Source organism: Haloarcula sp. CBA1122, assembly GCF_009741785.1.
In the GTDB taxonomy this organism is placed as follows: Archaea; Halobacteriota; Halobacteria; order Halobacteriales; family Haloarculaceae; genus Haloarcula; species Haloarcula hispanica.
The window spans coordinates 91,302-109,816 of record NZ_WPCB01000007.1; the positions used below are offsets into that span (position 1 = coordinate 91,302).

Annotated in this window: 21 protein-coding genes and 1 pseudogene; 14 read left to right on the forward strand and 8 right to left on the reverse strand. The window is 65.3% G+C overall.

From position 1 onward, the window contains the following. Positions 1-2: 2 nt before the first annotated feature. The 4 genes from GJ630_RS04680 to GJ630_RS04695 are packed head-to-tail and all read left to right on the forward strand — an operon-like array spanning position 3 to position 4,100. Positions 3-1,040, forward strand: a complete 1,038-nt coding sequence (locus GJ630_RS04680; protein WP_008308064.1) for an ABC transporter permease — start codon at positions 3-5, stop codon at positions 1,038-1,040. Continuing rightward, on the forward strand, positions 1,040-2,218 hold the full coding sequence (locus tag GJ630_RS04685; protein ID WP_008308063.1) for an ABC transporter ATP-binding protein: 1,179 nt from the start codon (positions 1,040-1,042) through the stop codon (positions 2,216-2,218). Before GJ630_RS04680 ends, GJ630_RS04685 begins: the two co-directional genes overlap by 1 nt. Further along, positions 2,211-3,527: an ABC transporter ATP-binding protein gene (locus tag GJ630_RS04690; protein WP_044952024.1), complete on the forward strand. Its 1,317-nt coding sequence runs from the start codon at positions 2,211-2,213 to the stop codon at positions 3,525-3,527. Before GJ630_RS04685 ends, GJ630_RS04690 begins: the two co-directional genes overlap by 8 nt. Positions 3,528-3,569: 42 nt before the next feature. Continuing rightward, the gene (locus GJ630_RS04695; protein ID WP_191449459.1) at positions 3,570-4,100 is read left to right on the forward strand and encodes a hypothetical protein; all 531 of its coding nucleotides are present in this window, start codon (positions 3,570-3,572) and stop codon (positions 4,098-4,100) included. 33 nt (positions 4,101-4,133) lie between these two features. Here the strand turns inward: GJ630_RS04695 and GJ630_RS04700 are convergent, their stop codons facing one another. Continuing rightward, positions 4,134-5,177 (reverse strand): DUF4350 domain-containing protein, encoded by a 1,044-nt coding sequence (locus GJ630_RS04700; protein WP_014041221.1) that lies wholly within the window; start codon positions 5,175-5,177, stop codon positions 4,134-4,136. Beyond that, on the reverse strand, positions 5,170-6,129 hold the full coding sequence (locus GJ630_RS04705) for a S49 family peptidase (protein WP_014041222.1): 960 nt from the start codon (positions 6,127-6,129) through the stop codon (positions 5,170-5,172). The genes GJ630_RS04700 and GJ630_RS04705 overlap by 8 nt, the downstream gene beginning before the upstream one ends. Positions 6,130-6,256: 127 nt before the next feature. On the opposite strand from GJ630_RS04705, the gene GJ630_RS04710 reads away from it, so the two are divergent. The 4 genes from GJ630_RS04710 (at position 6,257) to GJ630_RS04725 (ending at position 9,507) form a co-directional block, all read left to right on the forward strand. After that, positions 6,257-7,141 (forward strand): aldo/keto reductase, encoded by an 885-nt coding sequence (locus tag GJ630_RS04710; RefSeq protein WP_191449460.1) that lies wholly within the window; start codon positions 6,257-6,259, stop codon positions 7,139-7,141. Continuing rightward, positions 7,138-7,866, forward strand: a complete 729-nt coding sequence (locus tag GJ630_RS04715; RefSeq protein WP_191449461.1) for a class I SAM-dependent methyltransferase — start codon at positions 7,138-7,140, stop codon at positions 7,864-7,866. The genes GJ630_RS04710 and GJ630_RS04715 overlap by 4 nt, the downstream gene beginning before the upstream one ends. A 441-nt stretch (positions 7,867-8,307) precedes the next feature. Next, entirely contained in the window at positions 8,308-8,634 is a 327-nt protein-coding gene (locus GJ630_RS04720; protein WP_014041225.1) for a cupin domain-containing protein, read from the forward strand. Positions 8,635-8,712: 78 nt separating this feature from the next. Then, positions 8,713-9,507, forward strand: a complete 795-nt coding sequence (locus tag GJ630_RS04725) for an HpcH/HpaI aldolase/citrate lyase family protein (protein WP_050037037.1) — start codon at positions 8,713-8,715, stop codon at positions 9,505-9,507. Positions 9,508-9,531: 24 nt separating this feature from the next. Here the strand turns inward: GJ630_RS04725 and GJ630_RS04730 are convergent. Together GJ630_RS04730 and GJ630_RS04735 are read right to left on the reverse strand one after the other, a co-directional pair. Then, positions 9,532-10,550, reverse strand: a pseudogene (locus GJ630_RS04730) (transcription initiation factor IIB family protein). A 229-nt stretch (positions 10,551-10,779) separates the two neighbouring features. Continuing rightward, a complete protein-coding gene (locus GJ630_RS04735) occupies positions 10,780-11,565 on the reverse strand; it encodes a helix-turn-helix domain-containing protein (protein WP_004591084.1) in 786 nt (261 codons plus the stop codon). Positions 11,566-11,660: 95 nt separating this feature from the next. Here GJ630_RS04735 and GJ630_RS04740 point away from each other — a divergent pair, with 95 nt between their 5' ends. Beyond that, entirely contained in the window at positions 11,661-12,062 is a 402-nt protein-coding gene (locus GJ630_RS04740) for a hypothetical protein (RefSeq protein ID WP_050007083.1), read from the forward strand. Between the two features lie 64 nt (positions 12,063-12,126). Here GJ630_RS04740 and GJ630_RS04745 read toward each other — a convergent pair whose 3' ends face one another. Then, positions 12,127-13,089 (reverse strand): C-terminal binding protein, encoded by a 963-nt coding sequence (locus tag GJ630_RS04745; protein ID WP_191449462.1) that lies wholly within the window; start codon positions 13,087-13,089, stop codon positions 12,127-12,129. Positions 13,090-13,253: 164 nt separating this feature from the next. Here GJ630_RS04745 and GJ630_RS04750 point away from each other — a divergent pair, with 164 nt between their 5' ends. Then, a complete protein-coding gene (locus GJ630_RS04750; RefSeq protein WP_050007084.1) occupies positions 13,254-13,526 on the forward strand; it encodes a ubiquitin-like small modifier protein 1 in 273 nt (90 codons plus the stop codon). A 31-nt stretch (positions 13,527-13,557) separates the two neighbouring features. Here GJ630_RS04750 and GJ630_RS04755 read toward each other — a convergent pair whose 3' ends face one another. After that, positions 13,558-13,959 carry a MoaD/ThiS family protein gene (locus GJ630_RS04755; protein ID WP_191449463.1) on the reverse strand — a complete coding sequence of 134 codons (402 nt, stop codon included), beginning with the start codon at positions 13,957-13,959 and terminating at the stop codon, positions 13,558-13,560. 91 nt (positions 13,960-14,050) lie between these two features. Here GJ630_RS04755 and GJ630_RS04760 point away from each other — a divergent pair, with 91 nt between their 5' ends. From GJ630_RS04760 to GJ630_RS04770, 3 genes are all read left to right on the forward strand, one after another. Further along, entirely contained in the window at positions 14,051-14,419 is a 369-nt protein-coding gene (locus tag GJ630_RS04760; RefSeq protein ID WP_014041232.1) for a hypothetical protein, read from the forward strand. A 104-nt stretch (positions 14,420-14,523) separates the two neighbouring features. Then, positions 14,524-14,778, forward strand: a complete 255-nt coding sequence (locus GJ630_RS04765; protein WP_014041233.1) for a hypothetical protein — start codon at positions 14,524-14,526, stop codon at positions 14,776-14,778. Between the two features lie 10 nt (positions 14,779-14,788). Next, on the forward strand, positions 14,789-15,157 hold the full coding sequence (locus GJ630_RS04770; protein ID WP_014041234.1) for a hypothetical protein: 369 nt from the start codon (positions 14,789-14,791) through the stop codon (positions 15,155-15,157). Here the strand turns inward: GJ630_RS04770 and GJ630_RS04775 are convergent. Further along, positions 15,141-15,506, reverse strand: coding sequence for a hypothetical protein (locus tag GJ630_RS04775; RefSeq protein WP_014041235.1), 366 nt, complete (start codon positions 15,504-15,506; stop codon positions 15,141-15,143). The genes GJ630_RS04770 and GJ630_RS04775 overlap by 17 nt on opposite strands. A 36-nt stretch (positions 15,507-15,542) precedes the next feature. Next, positions 15,543-17,489, reverse strand: a complete 1,947-nt coding sequence (locus tag GJ630_RS04780; protein WP_064288773.1) for an aldehyde ferredoxin oxidoreductase family protein — start codon at positions 17,487-17,489, stop codon at positions 15,543-15,545. A gap of 258 nt (positions 17,490-17,747) precedes the next feature. Between GJ630_RS04780 and GJ630_RS04785 the strand changes: the two genes are divergently transcribed. Beyond that, a complete protein-coding gene (locus GJ630_RS04785) occupies positions 17,748-18,338 on the forward strand; it encodes a 50S ribosomal protein L15e (protein ID WP_191449464.1) in 591 nt (196 codons plus the stop codon). Positions 18,339-18,515: the final 177 nt, after the last annotated feature.

Here is an 18,515-nt window from a genome sequence, read left to right on the forward strand (position 1 = left end):
CAATGAGTACTGAACGAGGACGCATACGCATAACGGGGTTCGACGCCGACCGCGTCGAGTCCCGCGAACCGCTATCCGACTGGACAGAGGAACGAGACACCGAAACCGAGAGTCGCTGGGAGCGCGCCTGGGGCGAGTTCCGTGACAACCGAAGCGCGATGCTCGGGCTCTATATTGTTGCCCTGATGGGAATCCTGGCTGTATTCGCACGCCCAGTGACAATCGCGGGCGTGACAGTCCAGCCCTTCTCGCTGGCCCCCTACGACCCGAGCGCGATTCTGTACGTGCAGGGTCTCGACGTGAGCGCGTACGAGGCCCCGTCGCTGGCCCATCCGTTCGGCACCGACGGCTCCGCCCGGGACGTGTTCTCCCGCGTGCTGTACGGCGGTCGGTTCAGCCTCTCGATTGGCTTCATCGTGGTCTCGATTACCGCCGCCATCGGGCTGGTGTACGGTGCCATTGCGGGCTACTACGGCGGCCGGATCGACGAAGTGATGATGCGGCTGCTCGACCTCATCTTCGCGTTCCCCGGCCTCCTGTTGGCGTTGATTATCGTCGCCGTGCTCGGCAAGGGGTACTGGGAGCTGGTGCTCGCGTTCACCGTGTTCGGCTGGGCCGGCTACGCCCGACTGATACGCGGTGAGATACTGAAGGTCAAGGAAAACGAGTACGTCATGGCCGCGAAGGCGCTGGGCGCGCGTGACCGTCGCGTCATCTTCAGACACGTCGTCCCCAACGCTATCGCGCCGCTGGTCGTTCAGGCCTCGCTCTCCATCGGGACGGTCGTCATCGGCGTGGCGGCGCTTGGCTTCCTCGGCCTCGGCCTCCCGCCCGGGTCCGCCGAGTGGGGGACGATGCTGGACGCAACCCGCGAGACCATCGTCCAGGGACCCGGCGGGACGATTCCCTGGTGGGTCACCGTGTTCCCCGGCGGCGCGATCTTCCTGTTCGTGATGTCGATGAACCTCATCGGTGACGGCATCAACGACGCGCTCAACGCGCAGGAAGGTACTGACGTAGCCACTGGAGGCGAGGTCTGATGTCACTGCTGGAAGTCGAAGACCTCACGGTGAACTTCTACACCGAGGAAGGCGTCGTCACCGCCGTCGACGACCTCTCCTTTCGCATCGACCGCGGCGAGAAGTTCGGCGTCGTCGGCGAGAGCGGCGCGGGCAAGAGCGTCACCGCGCTGTCAGTGATGCGCCTCATCGAGGAACCGGGCCGTATCGAGAGCGGGACGATCCGCTTTGACGGCCAGGACCTCATGGAACTGTCCGACTCAGCGGTGCGGGACGTGCGGGGCAACGACATCGCGATGATATTCCAGGACGCCCAGACCGCGCTGAACCCGGTGTACACCGTCGGTGAGCAGATTTCCGAGGCCATCCGGCACCACCTCGACTACAGCGACGCGGAGGCCCGGGACCGCACGATCCGGCTGCTCGACGACGTTGGCATCCCGGAGCCGGAAGCCAGATACGACGACTACCCCCACGAGTTCTCCGGCGGGATGCAACAGCGGGCCATCATCGCGATGGCGCTGTCCTGTGACCCCGAACTCCTCATCGCCGACGAGCCGACGACGGCGCTGGACGTGACCATCGAGGCGAAGATCCTGGACCGCCTCGACCGCCTCGCCGACGAATACGACACGGCCATTCAGCTCATCACCCACGACCTCGGCGTCATCGCGGAGATGTGCGACCGGGTGATGGTGATGTACGCCGGCCGCGCCGTCGAGAACGCCCCTGTCGAGGAGCTGTACTACGACCCGAAACACCCCTACACCGTCGGGCTGATGAGCGCCATCCCACGCATCGGCGACCGGCAGGACCGGCTCCAGACGATTCCCGGGACGATGCCGGACCTCGTTGAGGTCCCCTCTGGCTGTAGCTTCCACCCGCGCTGTCCCTTCGCCGAGGAAGCCTGTACGCGCAAACAGCCGCCGCTCGTCGACCCCGAAACCGGCGACGGTGTCGGTCTGTCCGACCGCTCGGCGGCCTGTCTGGCCTACACCGGGGACCTCGATAGCGAACTGGACTACGAAGTCGAAGTGAAAGGGGGCCGGGGGAGTCCGCCCGACGATACCCAGCCCGACCCCCGCGGCGGGCGCACGGACACGGAACCACTCCAGGCCGACTCCGACCCGGTCGGTCTCGACACCGACCTGTTAGACCGCGATGGCCCAGACGACTCGGGAGGACAACAGGATGGCTAAGACGGCCGATAGCCCGATCCTGGAGGTCGAGAACCTCACGAAATACTACGAGTCTGGCGGGACCATCGTTGACACCCTGCTGGGCCGGAGTCAGGAGGTGAAAGCCCTGGACGGCGTCGACCTGGAACTCTACCCCGGTGAGACGCTAGGTATCGTCGGCGAGTCCGGCTGTGGCAAGACGACGCTCGCCCAGACGCTGCTGCGGCTCATCGAACCCACGGCCGGCTCAGTCCGCTACAAGGGCGAGGACTTGACGGGGGCTTCTGACGACCGCCTGCGGGCGCTCCGGAAGGACATCCAGTACATCTTCCAAGACCCTTTCGCCAGCCTCAATCCGCGGCTGACGGTCGGCGACATCGTCGGCGAACCGCTGGACATCCACGGGATCGCGGACGGCGAGGAGCGAACCGAGCGTGTCAAAGAGTTGCTTGAGACCGTCGGGCTGAGCCCGCGTCACACACACCGCTACCCCCACGAGTTCTCGGGCGGTCAGCGCCAGCGCATCGGTATCGCCCGCGCGCTCGCCGTCGACCCCGAGGTCATCGTCTGTGACGAACCCGTCTCGGCGCTGGACGTGAGCGTGCAGGCCCAGATTCTGAACCTGCTGGAGGACTTGCAGGACGAATTCGGCCTCTCCTACATCGTCATCGCCCACGACCTCTCTGTCGTCGAGCACATCTCCGACCGCGTGGGCGTCCTGTATCTCGGGGAGTTCGCCGAAGTCGGCCCGACCGAGGACGTGTTCCAGCCGCCGTATCACCCCTACGCCGAGGCGCTGCTGTCGGCCATTCCGGAGCCGGACCCCGGCTGGGAGGGGGACCGTATTTTCCTCTCCGGCGATGTTCCGTCGCCGCTGAACCCCCCGTCGGGCTGTCGGTTCCACACCCGCTGTCCGAAGGTCATCCAGCCCGAAGGCACCGACATGGCCCAGTCCGAGTGGCGGTCACTGATGGACCTGAAACAGCGGCTCCGCAAAGCCGACTCGCTTGAGGCCGTCACCGCCGTGCAAGAGGGCGTCGAGGACGAAGACCTGAGTCAGCTCTCGCGGTCCGCACTCGAAACCCGGGTCCGCGCCGAGTTCGGCCTCCCGGACACGGTCGGCGACCGGGAGGCCGAGGACGTGCTCGCGGCGGCGCTCGACCACCTGCACGACGAGGCCTTCGAGGACGCGCTGGCGGCGATGAACGACGCCTTCAGCTCCCCCTGCGAGCGAACCGACCCCGCGCTGTTCGACGTCGGTGACGACCACCGCATCGCCTGCCTGTTGCACGACGACGAGCGACCGGACACGCCGACGCGGACGGGGTAGCCCCGAGCAACGCTTTTGCGCACGCCAGTCCACAATCCGACAATGCGTCGCATCTACGACTCGGGGGCGCTCCACCGCGACGACGATGAGCCACAGGCACCCACTGAGCGCGGGGCACGGCCACAGGCCGCACGCAGTATCGACGGCGGGGCCTGGAGCGACCGTCTGGTACCGACGTGGCTCCGCTACCGCGCCGTCTCGGTCGACATCGAGGTCCCACAGCGGTCGTATCCGGCGGGAACCGAGGTGCCGTTCGTCGTGACGATGCAGAACGCGCTTCCGGTGCCGATAACGCTACCGACGGACTCGCCGCGGCCGTGGACGTGGTACGTCGATGGAGTGCCCGAGGCGTCCCACGTCGATAGCGTGCCCAGCGAGGACGGTAGCCTCCAGTTCGACCGCGGCGAACGAAAGCGGTTCAGGCGACAGTGGGACCGGATGTTCTGGGTCAGCGACGACGAGTGGGAGCCCGCACCGGCCGGGGAGTACACCATCGGCGCAGGGCTGAGCGTGACCGACGCTGCCGAGCGTGGCCTGTACAGCGAGACGACAGTCAGCATCAGCGATCAGTAGAGACGCGAGCAATCGCGCACCGGGCGATGCGGATCAGGATCCGGGAGGGGTCGGTGCAGGTGTGGGAGTCGGCTCTGCTGGTGTTTCAGTCGGGGTTACAGCTTCCTCGTCCGTCCCGAAGCCGCCATCGAAGGTCTCACCGGCATCCGGGTCGGGTGCTTCACCGTCGAGCAGGAACGAAAGCAGGTTCCCGATGAACACCTCGTTGTCGGCGTCGTATATCTCGGAACTGCGTATGAACGTCGAGTCAGTGACGAACACCATGTTGTCGTTGCGGACGACTGTCGCGTACGTGCCGGTGCGACGCGTCTCCAGCGTCCGGGTGCCATCGGCAGCGGTGAACTTCGTCTCGGCATCGCCGTTTACCACCGCGTAGCCGGCGGTGTCGAAGGTGATCGTCTCGACACCGTCGGTCAGTTCGCCGTCGTCGCTCGGCGATGCATAGATGGCCTTGAAGTTGTTGTCGTTGGCCGAATCATCGACGTTGTACAGCTGTTCGGCCCCCATCCGGACGCCGTACTGCGCGGTGGCGTTGTTGGCGCCGAACGACACCGTCGTCGTCGACTGGGTGAAGCCGGTCGAGAGCCGGGTCTGTGTCGGTTCGGCGAGGACGACGACACGGCCACCGTCGTCTGTGTACTCCTGTAGCGCTTCGCGTTCTTCTTGCGAGTAGCTGCCGAGCGGCTGGACGATGAGCACACCGTCGTACTGGCCCAGCGAATCGGCGAACGAAGCAGTGCCGGCGGTGCCGTACTCAACGGTGTGGCCCGCTTCGAACACGGCCTCGGTAATCGGTTCGAGTTCGGACTCGGACACCTGATTGCCGTGGCCCGTGTCGACGAGTATTCGCTTGTCACTCGCCTCGGAGTCGACCGATATCTCCCCTTCTTCGGGGTCGACAGGGGCATTGACGGCGTCGGGCTGGTACTGCGACGGAGACTGGCCGTCGATCGACTGGCCGTCCGGCGGGCCGGATGACCCCGGATTAACGACTGCGAGGAGGAACGTGCCGCCCAGTATCGCCACGAGAACGACGATAAACACGGCGAGCGGCTTGACGATACGGCCCTCAGTCATTGCGGATCACCGTTGCGTTGTTGTCCTCGGCGGGGATTCCCCAGACGGCGTAGTACTTCACCGGTTCCCGGAACATCGTCTCGCTGTCGTCGGGATGGACGAGATAGGTCACGTTGTTCGCGCCCTGCACGGTTTCAGCGCCGGCAGGGACGATGATGGCGTTGAATTGGGCACCGCCGCTTCCCAGATATGTCACGTCGTACCCGTCGCCCTCGATGTCGCCTGAGAGCGCGGCGGCCCGCTCGATGGCCAGTTCGGAGTCACCGATGCGGTCGGCGAAACCGTTCTGGGTTGCCTGTGCGCCGAGGTACGTGCCGCCGTTGGCGACTTCCTCGCGGGAGACGGTCAGTTGCTCGCCCCGGTGACGCATGACCGTCCCGACGAAGGAGCGCTGGAGCACCTCGATATCCTCTCGGAGGCCGTCCTTGCTTATCTGGGCCTTGTCCGGCCCCGAGCGGACGAACGTCTCGCCCTGCTGTTCGGCCTGCTCGATGAGGCTCAGCGGGGCCTGGACGATGACGCCGATACTCCCGACGTTCGAACTCGGCTTGACCACGATCTCGTCGGCCGGAGCGATGCCGTAATAGCCGCCCGAGGCGGCCGTGCCCTCGACGTAGGCGACGACGGGCATCTCGCTGGCGGTCCGGTTCACGGCGAGGTAGAACTCCTCGCTTGAGTCGACCGGCCCGCCGGGGCTGTCGACCCGGAGGACGACTGCCTCGATTGAGCCGTTGTTCCGTGCTTCGCGGAGGTCCTGCTTGACGGCGTTGACGTTAGCGTCGGTTGTGCCGCCGCGAAGGGTGACGACAGCGACGCTCGGATCGTCGTCGCCACCGCTTGGCACGCCGTTCCAGATGACCGGCGCGAATATCGCGGCGACGACGAGGGCGAGCGTGACTGCGATCACGTACGACGCCGTCATCGCCGAGAACAGTTGTTCTCTCCCAAACATCTATACATCCCGTTCGGACTGCGGGAGTAATAAACCCCGGTCGGCGTCCCCTGTTGCGGTCTGCCGCACTGGACAGGCTGAGAGAGCAGCGACCAACGGTTATTGGGCTCCGGGTCGTGCAACCGGTATGGAAACCCGAGCACTGGGCGACACTGGGCAGGAGAGCACGGTGCTGACGTTCGGCTCGATAGCACTCAACTGGCTCGAACAGGAAGGGGCGAACCAGCTGGTCGAACTCGTGCTGGACCACGGCGTCAACCACTTCGACGTCGCGCCGACCTACGGCGACGCGGAGCTGAAACTGGGGCCGAAGCTCCGCCAGCACCGCGAGGAGATTTTCCTGGGCTGCAAGACCCAGGAGCGCGAGTACGAGGGGGCCGCCCGGAAAATCGACCGGTCGCTGAACCGCCTCGGCATCGACACTATCGACCTCTACCAGATTCACGGCCTGGAGTACGAGGACGAACTGGACACCATCACCGCCGACGACGGCGCGCTGGCGGCGATACGCGAGGCAAAAGCGGACGGGAAAATCAACCATATCGGGCTGACGAGCCACGGTAATCCCGAACTCATCCTCGACGCCATCGACCGCATCGACGACCTGGAGACGGTGATGTTCCCACTGAACCCCGTCGTCGCCGGCAAGGACGACAGCGAATACGACTACGAGGCCGTCCTGGACCGCTGCGAGGCGGAGGGCATCGGCACGCTGGGCATCAAGGCCTTCGCGAAGGGGTCGTGGCCGCCGACCGACGAACTGGCCGAGGCCGACCGCCCGTACGCGAACTGGTACGAGCCGGTCGACACGCCGGAAGTCATCCGTGAACGGTTCGACTTCGCCGCCGCCCAGGGGCTCGATACCGTCGTCAGCCCCGGCGACCCGAAGCTCGTGGCGATGGTGCTCGACGCCGCCAGCCGCTCGGAGGGAATGGACGGGGCCCGCCAGCGTGCGCTCGTCGAGGAAGCGCGCCACGACGACAGCCCGGTGCCCGAGCAACTGCACCACTGAGCGTGGACGGCGTTCCGGAGACGGTGACGGCCGCCCTCGCCGACCGGCAGGTCGAAGGCCAGGTCTGTCTTGAGGCGGGGGCCGGCGTCGGGAACACGACGGCCGGACTGCTGGCCGCGGGCGCGAAGCGGGTGTACGCGGTGACGAACGACGCCGATCACGCCGCGACGGTCCGCGAGCGCGTCGGCGACGGGAACGCCGACCGGCTTGTCGTCGTCGAGGCCGACCTCCGGGCGACGCCACTCGTGACAGATAGCGTCGATCTGGTCACCGCCCATGGACTCTGTAACGTCCTGCCGCCGACTGCACTGGACGCCGTCGCGGCCGAACTGACGCGGGTCGCAAAACCCGGTGGCCACCTCGTTGTCGACGACTACGCGGTGCCGCCCGCCGATGCGTCTGTCAACCGACTGTTCGCGCTGGAAAACGCCGCTGCCAGAGCCGTCGACGGCCGGCCGGCACTGACGTTCTACCCGCCCGCTGTGCTGGCCGCGGTGTTCGCCGACCACGGTTGGACTGTCGAGCGAAAGAAGACCTTGCTGGAGCCTGTGCCCTGGACCGAGGCGCATTTGGACGCCCACGCGGAGGTGGTGCGTGGGTACGCTGACGACCTTCCAGACGTAGTTGGGGGACCGCTGGCCGCGATGGCCGACGACATAGCTGCTGCTATCGGCTCCGAGCGAACCGGGACGATGTACAGTCTCGCGTTCCGGCTAGCGGAGTGATGAGTTGCTTGTATATTTCGTGACGAGAGTTCGAACAGCCAGAAAGCCCCGAGACGCTGGGCTACTGTGACTCGCTGCGCTCCTCACTACGTTGCGGTGCTTACGTCGTCTCGTACGCCCAGCGTCTCGCCCCTTTCAGTCCCACCTGTGGCCGGTTGGTCAATCCAGGCTGGGTGGGACTGAAAGGGGCGGCTGGCTGAACGACGGCGGACGACGCAAGCACTGCAACGAACGTAGTGAGTGAAGCGCGCAGCGAGGTCGTTCGAGAGAGCTTTGCTCTCTCGTGATGACGAAAGACGCGACGCGTCTTTCGAACCACCCCCAAGTTCAGCCAGCCGGGGCTTTCTGGCTGTTAAACAACACACGCATCCAAAGACCAAATTCAGACACAGAGTTACCTAGCAACCGAACGGCTAAGGAAGCGCCGGCCCACGGACAAATATGACGCTCAACCGCCTGTCCGAGTTCGACGCCGAACCGGAAGAGGGTGAAGTCATCGACGGGGAACTGGCAGTGACCGACGACGTGCTGGTGAAGGCGTTCGCGCTGGGGCCGGACGCGACAATCGACCCGCACGAACACGACGACGCGACGAACGTGTTCCACGTCGTCCGTGGCGAGGTGACGGTCCAGCAGGAGGATAGAGAGGAAGCCATCGCCGCGCCGGGGGTCGTGCTGAACGAGCGGGGGCAGGCCCACGGCGCGCACAATCACACCGATGGCGTCGTCGTGCTGACCGCGAGCCTCTGTCCCTTGCCGGGACAGTAAGGGGCTGCCGTCGGAATAACAGAACTGACCGGCCGTTTCCGCACCACGCTTATCGGTGTTGTAGTTCACTGACAAGACATGGCCGAACCACTGCCGACGAACGGACTCCGCAAAACGGTCGACAGCGGCGGCGTCGCGCTGGGCGTCCTCGACAACACATACAGCCCGACGCTGGTCGAATTCTACGGGGACCTCGGCGTCGACTTCGTCTGGCTCGACTTCGAACACGGCGGGCCGGACCCGTGGGACGCGGCGACCGTCGAGAATCTGCTGCGGGCGGCCGACGGCACCGGGACGGAGCTACTGGTCCGCCTGCCGGATACGGCTCCGACGCTGGTGCGGAAGGCGCTGGACCTTGGGGTCAAGAACGTCTTCCTGCCGCGGGTCGAAACCGCCGACGAAGTCAGGGAAGCCGTCAAATCAGGGCGGTTCCGGTACGACGGCGACCCGGGCGACAGGGGACTGGCCGCGCCCCGAGCGCGTCGCTGGGGCCTGGGCGAGAACTACATCGAGGCCTCGGACGCGGAGACGCTGGTCGGAACCACAATCGAGACGAAGGCGGCGGTGGAGAACATCGACGCGATTCTGGACGTGCCCGATCTCGGCTTCGTGTTCATCGGCCCGTTCGACCTCTCGGTGTCGCTCGGTCATCCGGGCGAAATCGAGCATCCGGAGGTACAGGAGGCGGTGGAGACGGTCCGCTCGGCGGCGGTGGAAGCGGACGTCACCGTCGGCGGCCTCGGGTTCGGGATGGACGACGTGAACGAGAAGGCCCAGTCGGGGTACCAGATACTGCACGTCGGGAGTACGACCGGCGCGGTACAGAACGCTGTGCGCGGATGGCTGGACGATTTCGAAGGGGACCGAAGCTAGGAGAACAAAGGGATAGCGGCCGAATCAGGCGCTCGCACCGGATTCAGCGCCGCTCGTCGCGTCGACGGCGCTGTCGTCGAGTTCCGCTTCGGCTTCCAGCAGTTCGCGGTAGCGCTCGCGGATGGTCACAGTGCTGATGTCCGTGGCCTCGCTGACGGTTTCCTGGGTCATCTCCTCGCCCAGCAGCAGGCCGGCGGCGTAGATGGCCGCGGCGGCGAGGCGACGGGGCTCTTGCCGCTGTGGACGTTCGCTTCCTTCCCCGCCTCGATGAGGGCGCGGGCCTGGCGTTCGAGGGCGTCGTCGGCGTCGAGTTCCGAGATGAACTTGCTGAGGTAGGTCGCGGGGTCCGGCGGGCCGACCTGCAGCGAGAGTTCGCGGTTGAGATAGCGGTACGCGCGGGTGAACTCCATCTCGTCGACGCGGCTGACGACGGCCATGTCGTCGAGCGTCTGCGGGAGGTTCGACTGTCTGATTGCGGCGTACAGCGCGGCAGTCGCCATCCCTTCGATGGAGCGACCGGGCAACATTCCCTCGTCGAGGGCACGGCGGTAGATGACGCTGGCCGTCTCGCGGGCGCTCTCGGGGACGCCGAGAGCGCTCCCCATCCGGTCGATCTCGCCCAGCGCCTGCTTGAGGTTGCGCTCGGCGTGGTCGCGGGTGCGGAACCGCTCGTCCCAGGTCCGCAGGCGCTGCATCTTCTCGCGCTGGCGCGTCGACAGAGAGTTGCCGTAGGCGTCCTTGTTCTGCCAGCCGATGTTGGTCGAGAGGCCCTTGTCGTGTTTCATCTCCGTCGTCGGGGCACCGACGCGGCGCTTGTTGTCGCGCTCCTGGCTGTCGAAGGCGCGCCACTCCGGGCCGTGGTCGATCTCGTCCTCGTCGACGACGAGGCCGCAGGATTCACAGACCGTCTCGCCGCGACTGTCGTCGGTGACGAGGCTTCCGCCACAGTCCGGGCAGGCGTGGCCAGTGCTCGCCTCGGACTCGGCCTGTTCGTCCGCACTTTCATCGCGTTCGTCGGGGGAATAGATGCTGCGTGTCGTCATAGTGTGCCTCTGCGAGCGCGTGGGACGCCCGCGGTCGTACCCAATTATAGGGGTGCATCCCCCATGACGACTCGTTTGGCATATGCCGAAATCCTGATAAGTGATAGATAGCTGTTACGTTCGCGCGCCACAGCGCACGACGCCCCTCCGCGGTCATCCTGTGCTGACCTGCGACGCGGCAGTATTCAGGTAGTGCAGTTCGGCCCGGTTCCGGATACGATATCGCCGTTTACACGCCCGAGCGGCCGATGCGGAGGCGTCCGCCCTCGGCGACATCTTCGTCGGCCTGAACTGGCCCCATCGACCGCGTGACGAACGACCGGACGATCCACGCTTCGGCCCGCTGGAGGCGGTACTGGAGCGTCGACCGCGACACGTCGAGCGTCTCGGCGAGTTCGGTGAGCGAAGTATCCCGGGGCGTCCGGTAGTAGCCGTGTTCGACGGCGGCCTCGACGGCGGCCTGTTGCTCCGGCGGGAGCTCCGCCAGCGTCACGGCCTCGTCGACCCAGTACGAGGGCGAGCTAAGCTGCCGGAACTCGACGGTGAGCCCCTCGCGGAGCTCGGATTCCATCTCCTCGAACAGTCCGTCGACGCCGGCGTCGCTGCACAGGAGCAGCCGCCACTCACACCGGCTCCCGCGGCGTTCGGTCTCGACGAGGACACCGCGGCCGACGTGGTCGATGGCCAGCCGCGGAATCGAGTGACAGTCACCGGCTTCCGACCGGTAGCTGTACACCGTCCGGACTCCGGGGTCCGAGCCGATGACCTCGTACGTCCAGTCGGTCTTGCAGTTGCGGGTCCCGATGCACTCGGTACACTGGACCGGGTCGTCGTACACGTCGTCAAGCTGTTCAAGGGCGGTCTCCGGGCCGGCGACCCGTTCGAGCCGCCACATCCCGTCTCGCGTGACGTTGCACGCGATAGTCCGGGAGTGGGTTTCCGGGTAGTCGATGAACACGTCCATCACGGGGTCGACATTCCGTTCGTAGTCGATAGTGAAGATGAACTCTCGCATATACGTCCCGTTGCGTGCCAAGCCGTTTATACGCACTGTCTCATTCGGCGTATGCCAAACAAGCTGTAATTGGTACGGGAGGCCACCGATAGAGTATGTCGTGTCCTGTCTCCGCATCTACTGGCGAATCGCCCGGCGGACCGACCGCCGGCGATACGCCGGACGAGTCCGCATCGCGTATTCGCGGATATGAACTGCCGCCGCACAACTGGCGACACACCGTCATCTACGGAGTCGTGTTCTGGGCGGTCGTGGCCGCTGCGTGGCTCGCCGTCCCGGCCGGCCACCCCTTCCAGTTGGGCGTCACGCTTTCGGGACTGTTTGCGGCCCCGCTGTTGCCGGTCGCGCTCTGCTGTGATTACCGGCAGGCCAGGCGCGTCGGCACATGTGACCCCGGGCTTCGCGCGTATCTCTCGAATCTCGTCAGAGATATCAAGACGGCGGTCACGGGTCAGAGCGCCCTCGGCGACCAGCGTCGGGAGTTCATCCGCTGCTGAGCGCGGTCACACCACTCGCCGACAACCGTTTCGACGGTCTTAGCGGTCAACCACGGCCGTATATTTACAGCCAGTCCGTCTCGGGGTCGATCCGGTTCGGTGGCGTCTCACCGGCCAGCGCGGCCTCGACGTTCGCGGCGACGGCGGCGTTGAGGTCGTCGCGGGCTTCCTCGGAGTACCAGGCCGCGTGAGGCGTAACGATGCAGTTGTCAAGGCCGACCAGCGGGTGGTCCGCCGTCGGCGGTTCCTCGGCCAGCACGTCGAGGCCGGCGGCCGCAATCGTCCCGTCGTCCAGCGCCGCCCGAAGCGCTCCCTCGTCGACGAGGCCGCCGCGGCCGGTGTTGACGAGGACGGTGTGGTCGCGCATTGCCGCGAGCGCGTCAGCGTCTATCATCTCCGCCGTGCTCTCGGTCAACGGCGCGTGGAGGGAGACGTAGTCGGCCCGCTCGTACAGCGTCTCAAGCGTGACCTTCTCGACATCGGCTTCGGCCATCTCCTCGGCGTCGACGTACGGGTCGTAGGCGATGACGTCGATGTCGAACCCTCGCAGTTGGTCGCGCACTCGTCTCGCGATTGGGCCGAAGGAAACGAGACCGAGCGTCTGGTCGCGGACGCGGTGTACCGGTCGGGTCCGCTCCCAGCCCCACCCGCCGTCGCGAACGTCGCGGTCGTAGGCCGTGAGTGTCCGAACGCAGTCAAGCAGGAGCGTCACCGTGTGGGTCGCGACCTCGTCCGTGCAGTACTCGGGGACGTTCGTGACGGCTACGCCGTTGTCCGCTGCCGCGGACACGTCGATGTTGTCGATACCGACACCCGCTCGCGCGACGATCTGGAGGTCGTCCAGCGCGTCGAGCACCGCAGCGGTGACCGGCGTGTTCACGTCCACGACGAGCGCCGCAGCACCGGCGGCAGCGTCCCGGACCGCGTCCTCGTCATCTGTCTCCGCGACGGCGACATCGGCGTCGAGTGCCGCCCGCAGTCGGTCGACAGCTATCATCGGGTCATCGCTTGCGACCACACGTTCCATACGCGGAGTCATGGACTGGGACGGTAAAACGGGTCGAAGTCGTTCCCATCGAATAGGAATTCGAGGTCGATGATAGATTCAATACAACGAATAAATCAGTTGCTCGTTCGATTCACGCGGTCCGAGCGCTGTGATTTAAGCCACTCGACCGCCAACCCAGCGGTATGCAAATCGAGCTGCGGTTTTTCGCCAACTTCCGGGAAGCCGTGGGGCAGAAAACGGTTCAGCGCGAGTACGAAAACGACCTGCAGGCGGGTGACGTGCTCCGACAGCTCTCCGAGGAGTTCACCGAGATGGACCTGTTCGAGGACGGCGAACTGCGGGAGTACCTGACGATTCTTCGGAACGGGACGGACATCGCTCATCTCGACGGAGAGGAGACGGCGCTGGAAGACGGGGACGAACTCAGCGTGTTCCCGCCAGTTGCCGGGGGGTAGAACGGCCCGGCGGAGCAGGCGGGGACTCGAATCAGCAACAGAAAATAAACGGGAACATCAATCCGACGCGGTCGCCGGCTTCTAATTCTGTGTCCAGTCCATCGAGGTGTTCGTTGAACTCGCCGTTGACCGCCACTCGCGCGTAGCATCTGGTCTGCTCGCCTTCGGGGTTTTTCGCCCAGTCGCCCGGCAAGTCCGCCATCTCCGGGGCCCAGCCCTCGGTGGTGGCGTCGGCTTCGGTCTCCGCGATGAGCATATCGCTCACGTCGTACTCCCGGAAGAACGCGTCGAGGAGGTCACGTAGCGTGTTCCCTTCGAACGTGTATGACAGCGCCGGTTCGCCGACGACCCGGCGGACGTGGCCGGTACACCTGACCTCGACAGTGGTCAGGTCCGGTGCCGACGACTGTCGCTCTACTGTCTCACTGCTCATACATGCGCTATGACCCGCCGACACAAATCAGTAGAGACGAACATGTTCCCCCATCGCTGGGGTTTATTGGCCGCGAACTCTGTGTGGCGATATGGACGACATCGAACTGGGGATTCCGGCCGGAATCGTCGACTCGCTGCCGCCGGACAGCGAGGACACGAAACGCGACATGGAACAGGCCGTTGGTGGCTGGGAGCGGGAGCTCAACGCCGCGCTCAATACCGAAGAGCCGGCCAGCGCTGTCGTCGACCACATCGAGCAGTTCGAGAGCCGGTGGGAGGCCTACGACGAATACGTCGTCGAACTCCGAGCCTGGGGCCAGTCACCCATCTACGCGATGGCCTGGCGCGACCTCCACGCCGCCGTCATCGCCCAGATTTACGACCACGAGGACTTAGACGAGCGAATCAATCGCGAGCGCAACGCCCGCATCGTCGACGACGGTATCCGGCCGGGGTAGACCCTCTCTGTCCGGCAGAGTGACACCTCGGGATAGCGCGGGTGTGGCAAACGAGCGCCGGACCGCCGATAGGTTTAGACGACCGCACCCGTAACGACCACGTAATGGAGCGTGAACGGAGTTTTCGCGGCATCTCGGCACGGGCTGCTATCGGCTATCTGGAGAACCTGGGCGGCGAGCAACGCGGCGACGCGACCGTCGAAGGTGACGGCTGGGCGGCAACGCTCTCCGAGGAAAAAGTCGCTATCGGGCCGAGCCTCCAGCTCAACGAGGTGACGATCCAGTTCGACGGCGAGCCGGAGACGCTGGAGCCGCTCATCGAGAAGTTCGCACAGAAAGCGATGCGGGCGGGCGGCTGACCGGGGCGCGATGGCCGACCCGTCGTACCCCATCGAGGGGCAGATTGTCCTGCTGGCCGGCACACAGGCCAGCGTGCCGCTCGACCAGCTCCCTGACCTGCTCGGACGGGTCCAGACGTATCTCCGGGCGAACCGTGCGAGCTACGACAGGAAGTACGAGCGCATCAGCGGCCCCAGAGAGGCCGATTACGTCTGCGCCGAGTCGGGCCGCTGGGACAGTATCGGTACAGAACTCGGGCTGAGCGACCGCGAGCGGGACGCGGTTCGGCGGGCTCACGCCGCCCAGTTCGAGCGCGACGGCCGGCGGCTGGACAGAAGCGAGGAGTTCGAGACGACGCTCGAAATCAGGGACGTGCTGGCGGTCAGCTCCGAACCGTAATCGTCTCCAGCACGCGCTGGGAGAAGTCCGTCTCCGAGAGATCGCCGTTTTCGAGGGCATCGATCCACTCGCTGTCGACTGACCATTCGCCGAGTTCGGTGTCTTCGAGGTCCGTCACCGTCGCCTCGATGTCGACCCCGGACCAGTCATCGGCGTGCAGGTCCCGGAAGACGTTGATGACGCGACCGATTTCCCGGTGGGGAATAACGGCCGCCTCGTCGGCCGAAATCGACTCGTAGGTGAGCCGGTACGTCTCGCCCTCGTCGTCGAACTCGGTGACGTAAACGCCGTGGCTGGTCAGTCGGGACTCTACCTGGAATTCGAAGTCGTCGATATCTTCCTTGCGCATTAGAGAACTGAAGTGTGTTCGGCTGCCGGGGCTGTCTCAGTCGTCGCTCGGTGCCGCTGCGCCACCGGAGCTGACGCCGGTTCCGGGACCGATGTCGATGCCAAGTTCATCGAGTTTCTCGTCGGGAACGACACCGTTCTCCCAGTCACGCACCTCGTAGTACTCGTCTTTCATCTTCGAGAGTTCCGCGAGTTCGCCCTCGGAACCGCCCTGTGCCGGCATCGCGTGCTCGTCGCCCTCCACGAACCGGTTTGGCAGGTCGTCGTCGGACCCGTCGAAGCCCGCGAGGTTGTTGTAGTACCGTTCGAGGTTGTAGACGCGCTCGCCGGCCTCCATCAGTTCCTCCTCGCTCACGTCCAGCCCAGTCATGCCGTTGTACTGCAGGACGTACTCCTCGATGCCTTCGGCGAAGGCGTTGAACTTGCAGATGTCGAAGGAGTCGCTGATAGCGTGCAGGTCCTGGAAGGTGGCACACAGCTCGCCTTTGCCCTCCCACTCTCGCGGGTCGACCTTCTCCGGGATGCCGAGAATCTCAGCCGCCGGCGTGTAGCCGCGCAGGTGACACGCGCCGCGGTTCGAGGTCGCGTACCCGATTGCCATCCCCTTCATACAGCGCGGGTCGTAAGCCGCCATCGTCTGGCCCTTGACCGCCAGCGAGTTGGTGTGGGCATCGAACTCCTCTGCGAGGTGGTCCGGCCCCTCAGCGAGATGGTCCGCGAGTTCCGTCTCGCGGTGGGCGATCATCTCGATCATGTCGATCATCGTCTCGGCGTCGCCCCAGTCCAGGCCGTCGCCGAGCTCGTCGAGTTTGCCCTCCTCGGTCATCTCCATCGCCATCGCCATGGTGTTGCCAACGTCGATGGTGTCGACGCCGACGTCGTTACACCGGTCGAGCATCACGGCGATCTTGTCGCGTTCGACGTGGCCGGAGTTCGGGCCGAGCGCCCACGCGGACTCGTACTCGTAGGACTCCGTGCGGACGTTCATCTCCTCGCCCTTGTGCATCGCCTGCACCTCGACTTCCTTCTTGCAGGCGACCGGACAGGAGTGACAGGTCGGCTCGTCGACCAGGATGTTCTCCCGGACGTTCTCGCCGGAGACGTTCTCCGAATCCATAATGCGCTCGCCGTCGCCTTCGGCGTCCGAGTACGAGCGCGTCGAAGAGTACTTCGCGTTCTTCGTCGGGAGGCCGTCCATCTCTTCGGTGAGGTTCATCAGGACGTTCGTGCCGTACATCGAGAGTCCGCCCTCGTTGGGTGCGGTCACGTCGGACTCCTGGATGACCTGCATCGCCTGCTTGTGACCCTCCTGGAACGTCTCCTGATCCTTCGGCTTGGGCATCCGCGTCCCGGATTTCACGACGACGGCTTTGAGGTTCTTGTTGCCCATCACGCAGCCGGTGCCGCCGCGGCCCGACGCGCGGTCGTCTTCGTTGATGATACAGGCGTACTTGACCTCGTTTTCACCGCCCTGTCCGATGGCCATCACCGAGAGGTTCTTGCCCAGCGAACCGCCCTCGATTTCGCCTTCGAGGTCGTCGATGGTGTCGTGGACGCCCTGCCCCCAGAGGTGCGAGGCGTCGCGCAGTTCCACTTCGCCGTCTTCGACGAGCGCATACACCGGCTCGTCGGCCTGGCCCTCGAAGAGGAGTCCGTCGAAGCCTGACCACTTGAGCCGCGCTCCGGACCAGCCGCCGTGGTGGGAATCAGTGACCGTCCCCGTCAGCGGCGATTTCGTACAGATGGCGATACGGCCGCTCATCGTCACCTGTGTCCCCGTCAGCGGCCCGTTCATGAACGCCAGCAGGTTGTCCGGACCCAGCGGGTCCACGTCCGGTCCCTGATCGAAGACGTACTTCACGCCGAGCCCGCGTGCACCGATGTACTTTTTCGCGTCTTCCTCGTCGATACCTTCGTAGGCTACGTCCCCGTCCCCGAGGTCGATTCGCGCTACATGGTCCTGAAAGCCACCAAGGTCTGTCATGGTAATACATGACTCTCCGGCTGGGAACAACTTAACGATTTGTGTTGCTAAACCACAGATATCCGACGTTTTCAGCGGTCGCGTCCCTGCGTGAGCGGGTCACATCCGCGAGTCTGGTCCGAACCGTTTAAGACTCCGAACGGCAAACTCCGGGTAACTCGCTGGACGACGGGCACCAGCGGGCACCTGCGTGTGCAGGTCGGGATGTGAGTCGCGCCGAGCGCGACTTGAACCACGCAACGCCCGTGGTGAACACAGATGGCACGAAGCGCATATTCCTACATTCGAGACGCCTGGAAGAACCCAGGTGACGGACAGCTCGCAGAACTACAGTGGCAGCGCCAGCAGGAGTGGCGCAACGAAGGGGCCGTCGAGCGCATCGAGCGCCCGACCCGCCTCGACAAGGCCCGCTCGCAGGGCTACAAGGCGAAACAGGGCGTCGTCGTCGCCCGCGTCTCCGTCCGCAAGGGCGGCGCACGCAAGCGCCGACACAAGGCCGGTCGCCGGTCCAAGCGCCAAGGCGTCACGCGCATCACCCGCCGGAAGGACATCCAGCGCGTCGCCGAGGAACGCGCCTCCCGCACCTTCCCGAACCTGCGCGTGCTCAACAGCTACTCCGTCGGTCAGGACGGCCGACAGAAGTGGCACGAAGTCATCCTCATCGACCCGAACCACCCGGCCATCCAGAACGACGACGACCTGTCGTGGATCTGTGCCGACGACCAGGCCGACCGCGTCTTCCGCGGTCTGACCGGTGCCGGCCGCCGCAACCGCGGCCTCAGCGGTAAGGGCAAAGGGAGCGAGAAGACCCGCCCGTCGCTGCGCAGCAACCGCGGCAAGGGCAAGTAACCCACCTTTTTCGGCCTCGGGTACGGAGGTGCACCACTCGGCGCAAAAACGTGGTCCTCGTGAGCGAAGCGAGCGAGGTGGTTCGAGACGGCATTGCCGTCTCGTCATGCCGGAAATCTTCGATTTCCGAGCAGCTCGAAAGACGAGCGAGCAACGCGAGTCTTTCGGTGGCGAAAA

Coding starts and splice junctions, on each gene's coding strand:
- GJ630_RS04680 (WP_008308064.1), top strand. CDS start 3: ATGAGTACTGAACGAGGACGCATACGCATAACGGGGTTCGACGCCGAC.
- GJ630_RS04685 (WP_008308063.1), top strand. CDS start 1,040: ATGTCACTGCTGGAAGTCGAAGACCTCACGGTGAACTTCTACACCGAG.
- GJ630_RS04690 (WP_044952024.1), top strand. CDS start 2,211: ATGGCTAAGACGGCCGATAGCCCGATCCTGGAGGTCGAGAACCTCACG.
- GJ630_RS04695 (WP_191449459.1), top strand. CDS start 3,570: ATGCGTCGCATCTACGACTCGGGGGCGCTCCACCGCGACGACGATGAG.
- GJ630_RS04700 (WP_014041221.1), bottom strand. CDS start 5,177: ATGACTGAGGGCCGTATCGTCAAGCCGCTCGCCGTGTTTATCGTCGTT.
- GJ630_RS04705 (WP_014041222.1), bottom strand. CDS start 6,129: ATGTTTGGGAGAGAACAACTGTTCTCGGCGATGACGGCGTCGTACGTG.
- GJ630_RS04710 (WP_191449460.1), top strand. CDS start 6,257: ATGGAAACCCGAGCACTGGGCGACACTGGGCAGGAGAGCACGGTGCTG.
- GJ630_RS04720 (WP_014041225.1), top strand. CDS start 8,308: ATGACGCTCAACCGCCTGTCCGAGTTCGACGCCGAACCGGAAGAGGGT.
- GJ630_RS04725 (WP_050037037.1), top strand. CDS start 8,713: ATGGCCGAACCACTGCCGACGAACGGACTCCGCAAAACGGTCGACAGC.
- GJ630_RS04735 (WP_004591084.1), bottom strand. CDS start 11,565: ATGCGAGAGTTCATCTTCACTATCGACTACGAACGGAATGTCGACCCC.
- GJ630_RS04740 (WP_050007083.1), top strand. CDS start 11,661: ATGTCGTGTCCTGTCTCCGCATCTACTGGCGAATCGCCCGGCGGACCG.
- GJ630_RS04745 (WP_191449462.1), bottom strand. CDS start 13,089: ATGGAACGTGTGGTCGCAAGCGATGACCCGATGATAGCTGTCGACCGA.
- GJ630_RS04750 (WP_050007084.1), top strand. CDS start 13,254: ATGCAAATCGAGCTGCGGTTTTTCGCCAACTTCCGGGAAGCCGTGGGG.
- GJ630_RS04755 (WP_191449463.1), bottom strand. CDS start 13,959: ATGAGCAGTGAGACAGTAGAGCGACAGTCGTCGGCACCGGACCTGACC.
- GJ630_RS04760 (WP_014041232.1), top strand. CDS start 14,051: ATGGACGACATCGAACTGGGGATTCCGGCCGGAATCGTCGACTCGCTG.
- GJ630_RS04765 (WP_014041233.1), top strand. CDS start 14,524: ATGGAGCGTGAACGGAGTTTTCGCGGCATCTCGGCACGGGCTGCTATC.
- GJ630_RS04770 (WP_014041234.1), top strand. CDS start 14,789: ATGGCCGACCCGTCGTACCCCATCGAGGGGCAGATTGTCCTGCTGGCC.
- GJ630_RS04775 (WP_014041235.1), bottom strand. CDS start 15,506: ATGCGCAAGGAAGATATCGACGACTTCGAATTCCAGGTAGAGTCCCGA.
- GJ630_RS04780 (WP_064288773.1), bottom strand. CDS start 17,489: ATGACAGACCTTGGTGGCTTTCAGGACCATGTAGCGCGAATCGACCTC.
- GJ630_RS04785 (WP_191449464.1), top strand. CDS start 17,748: ATGGCACGAAGCGCATATTCCTACATTCGAGACGCCTGGAAGAACCCA.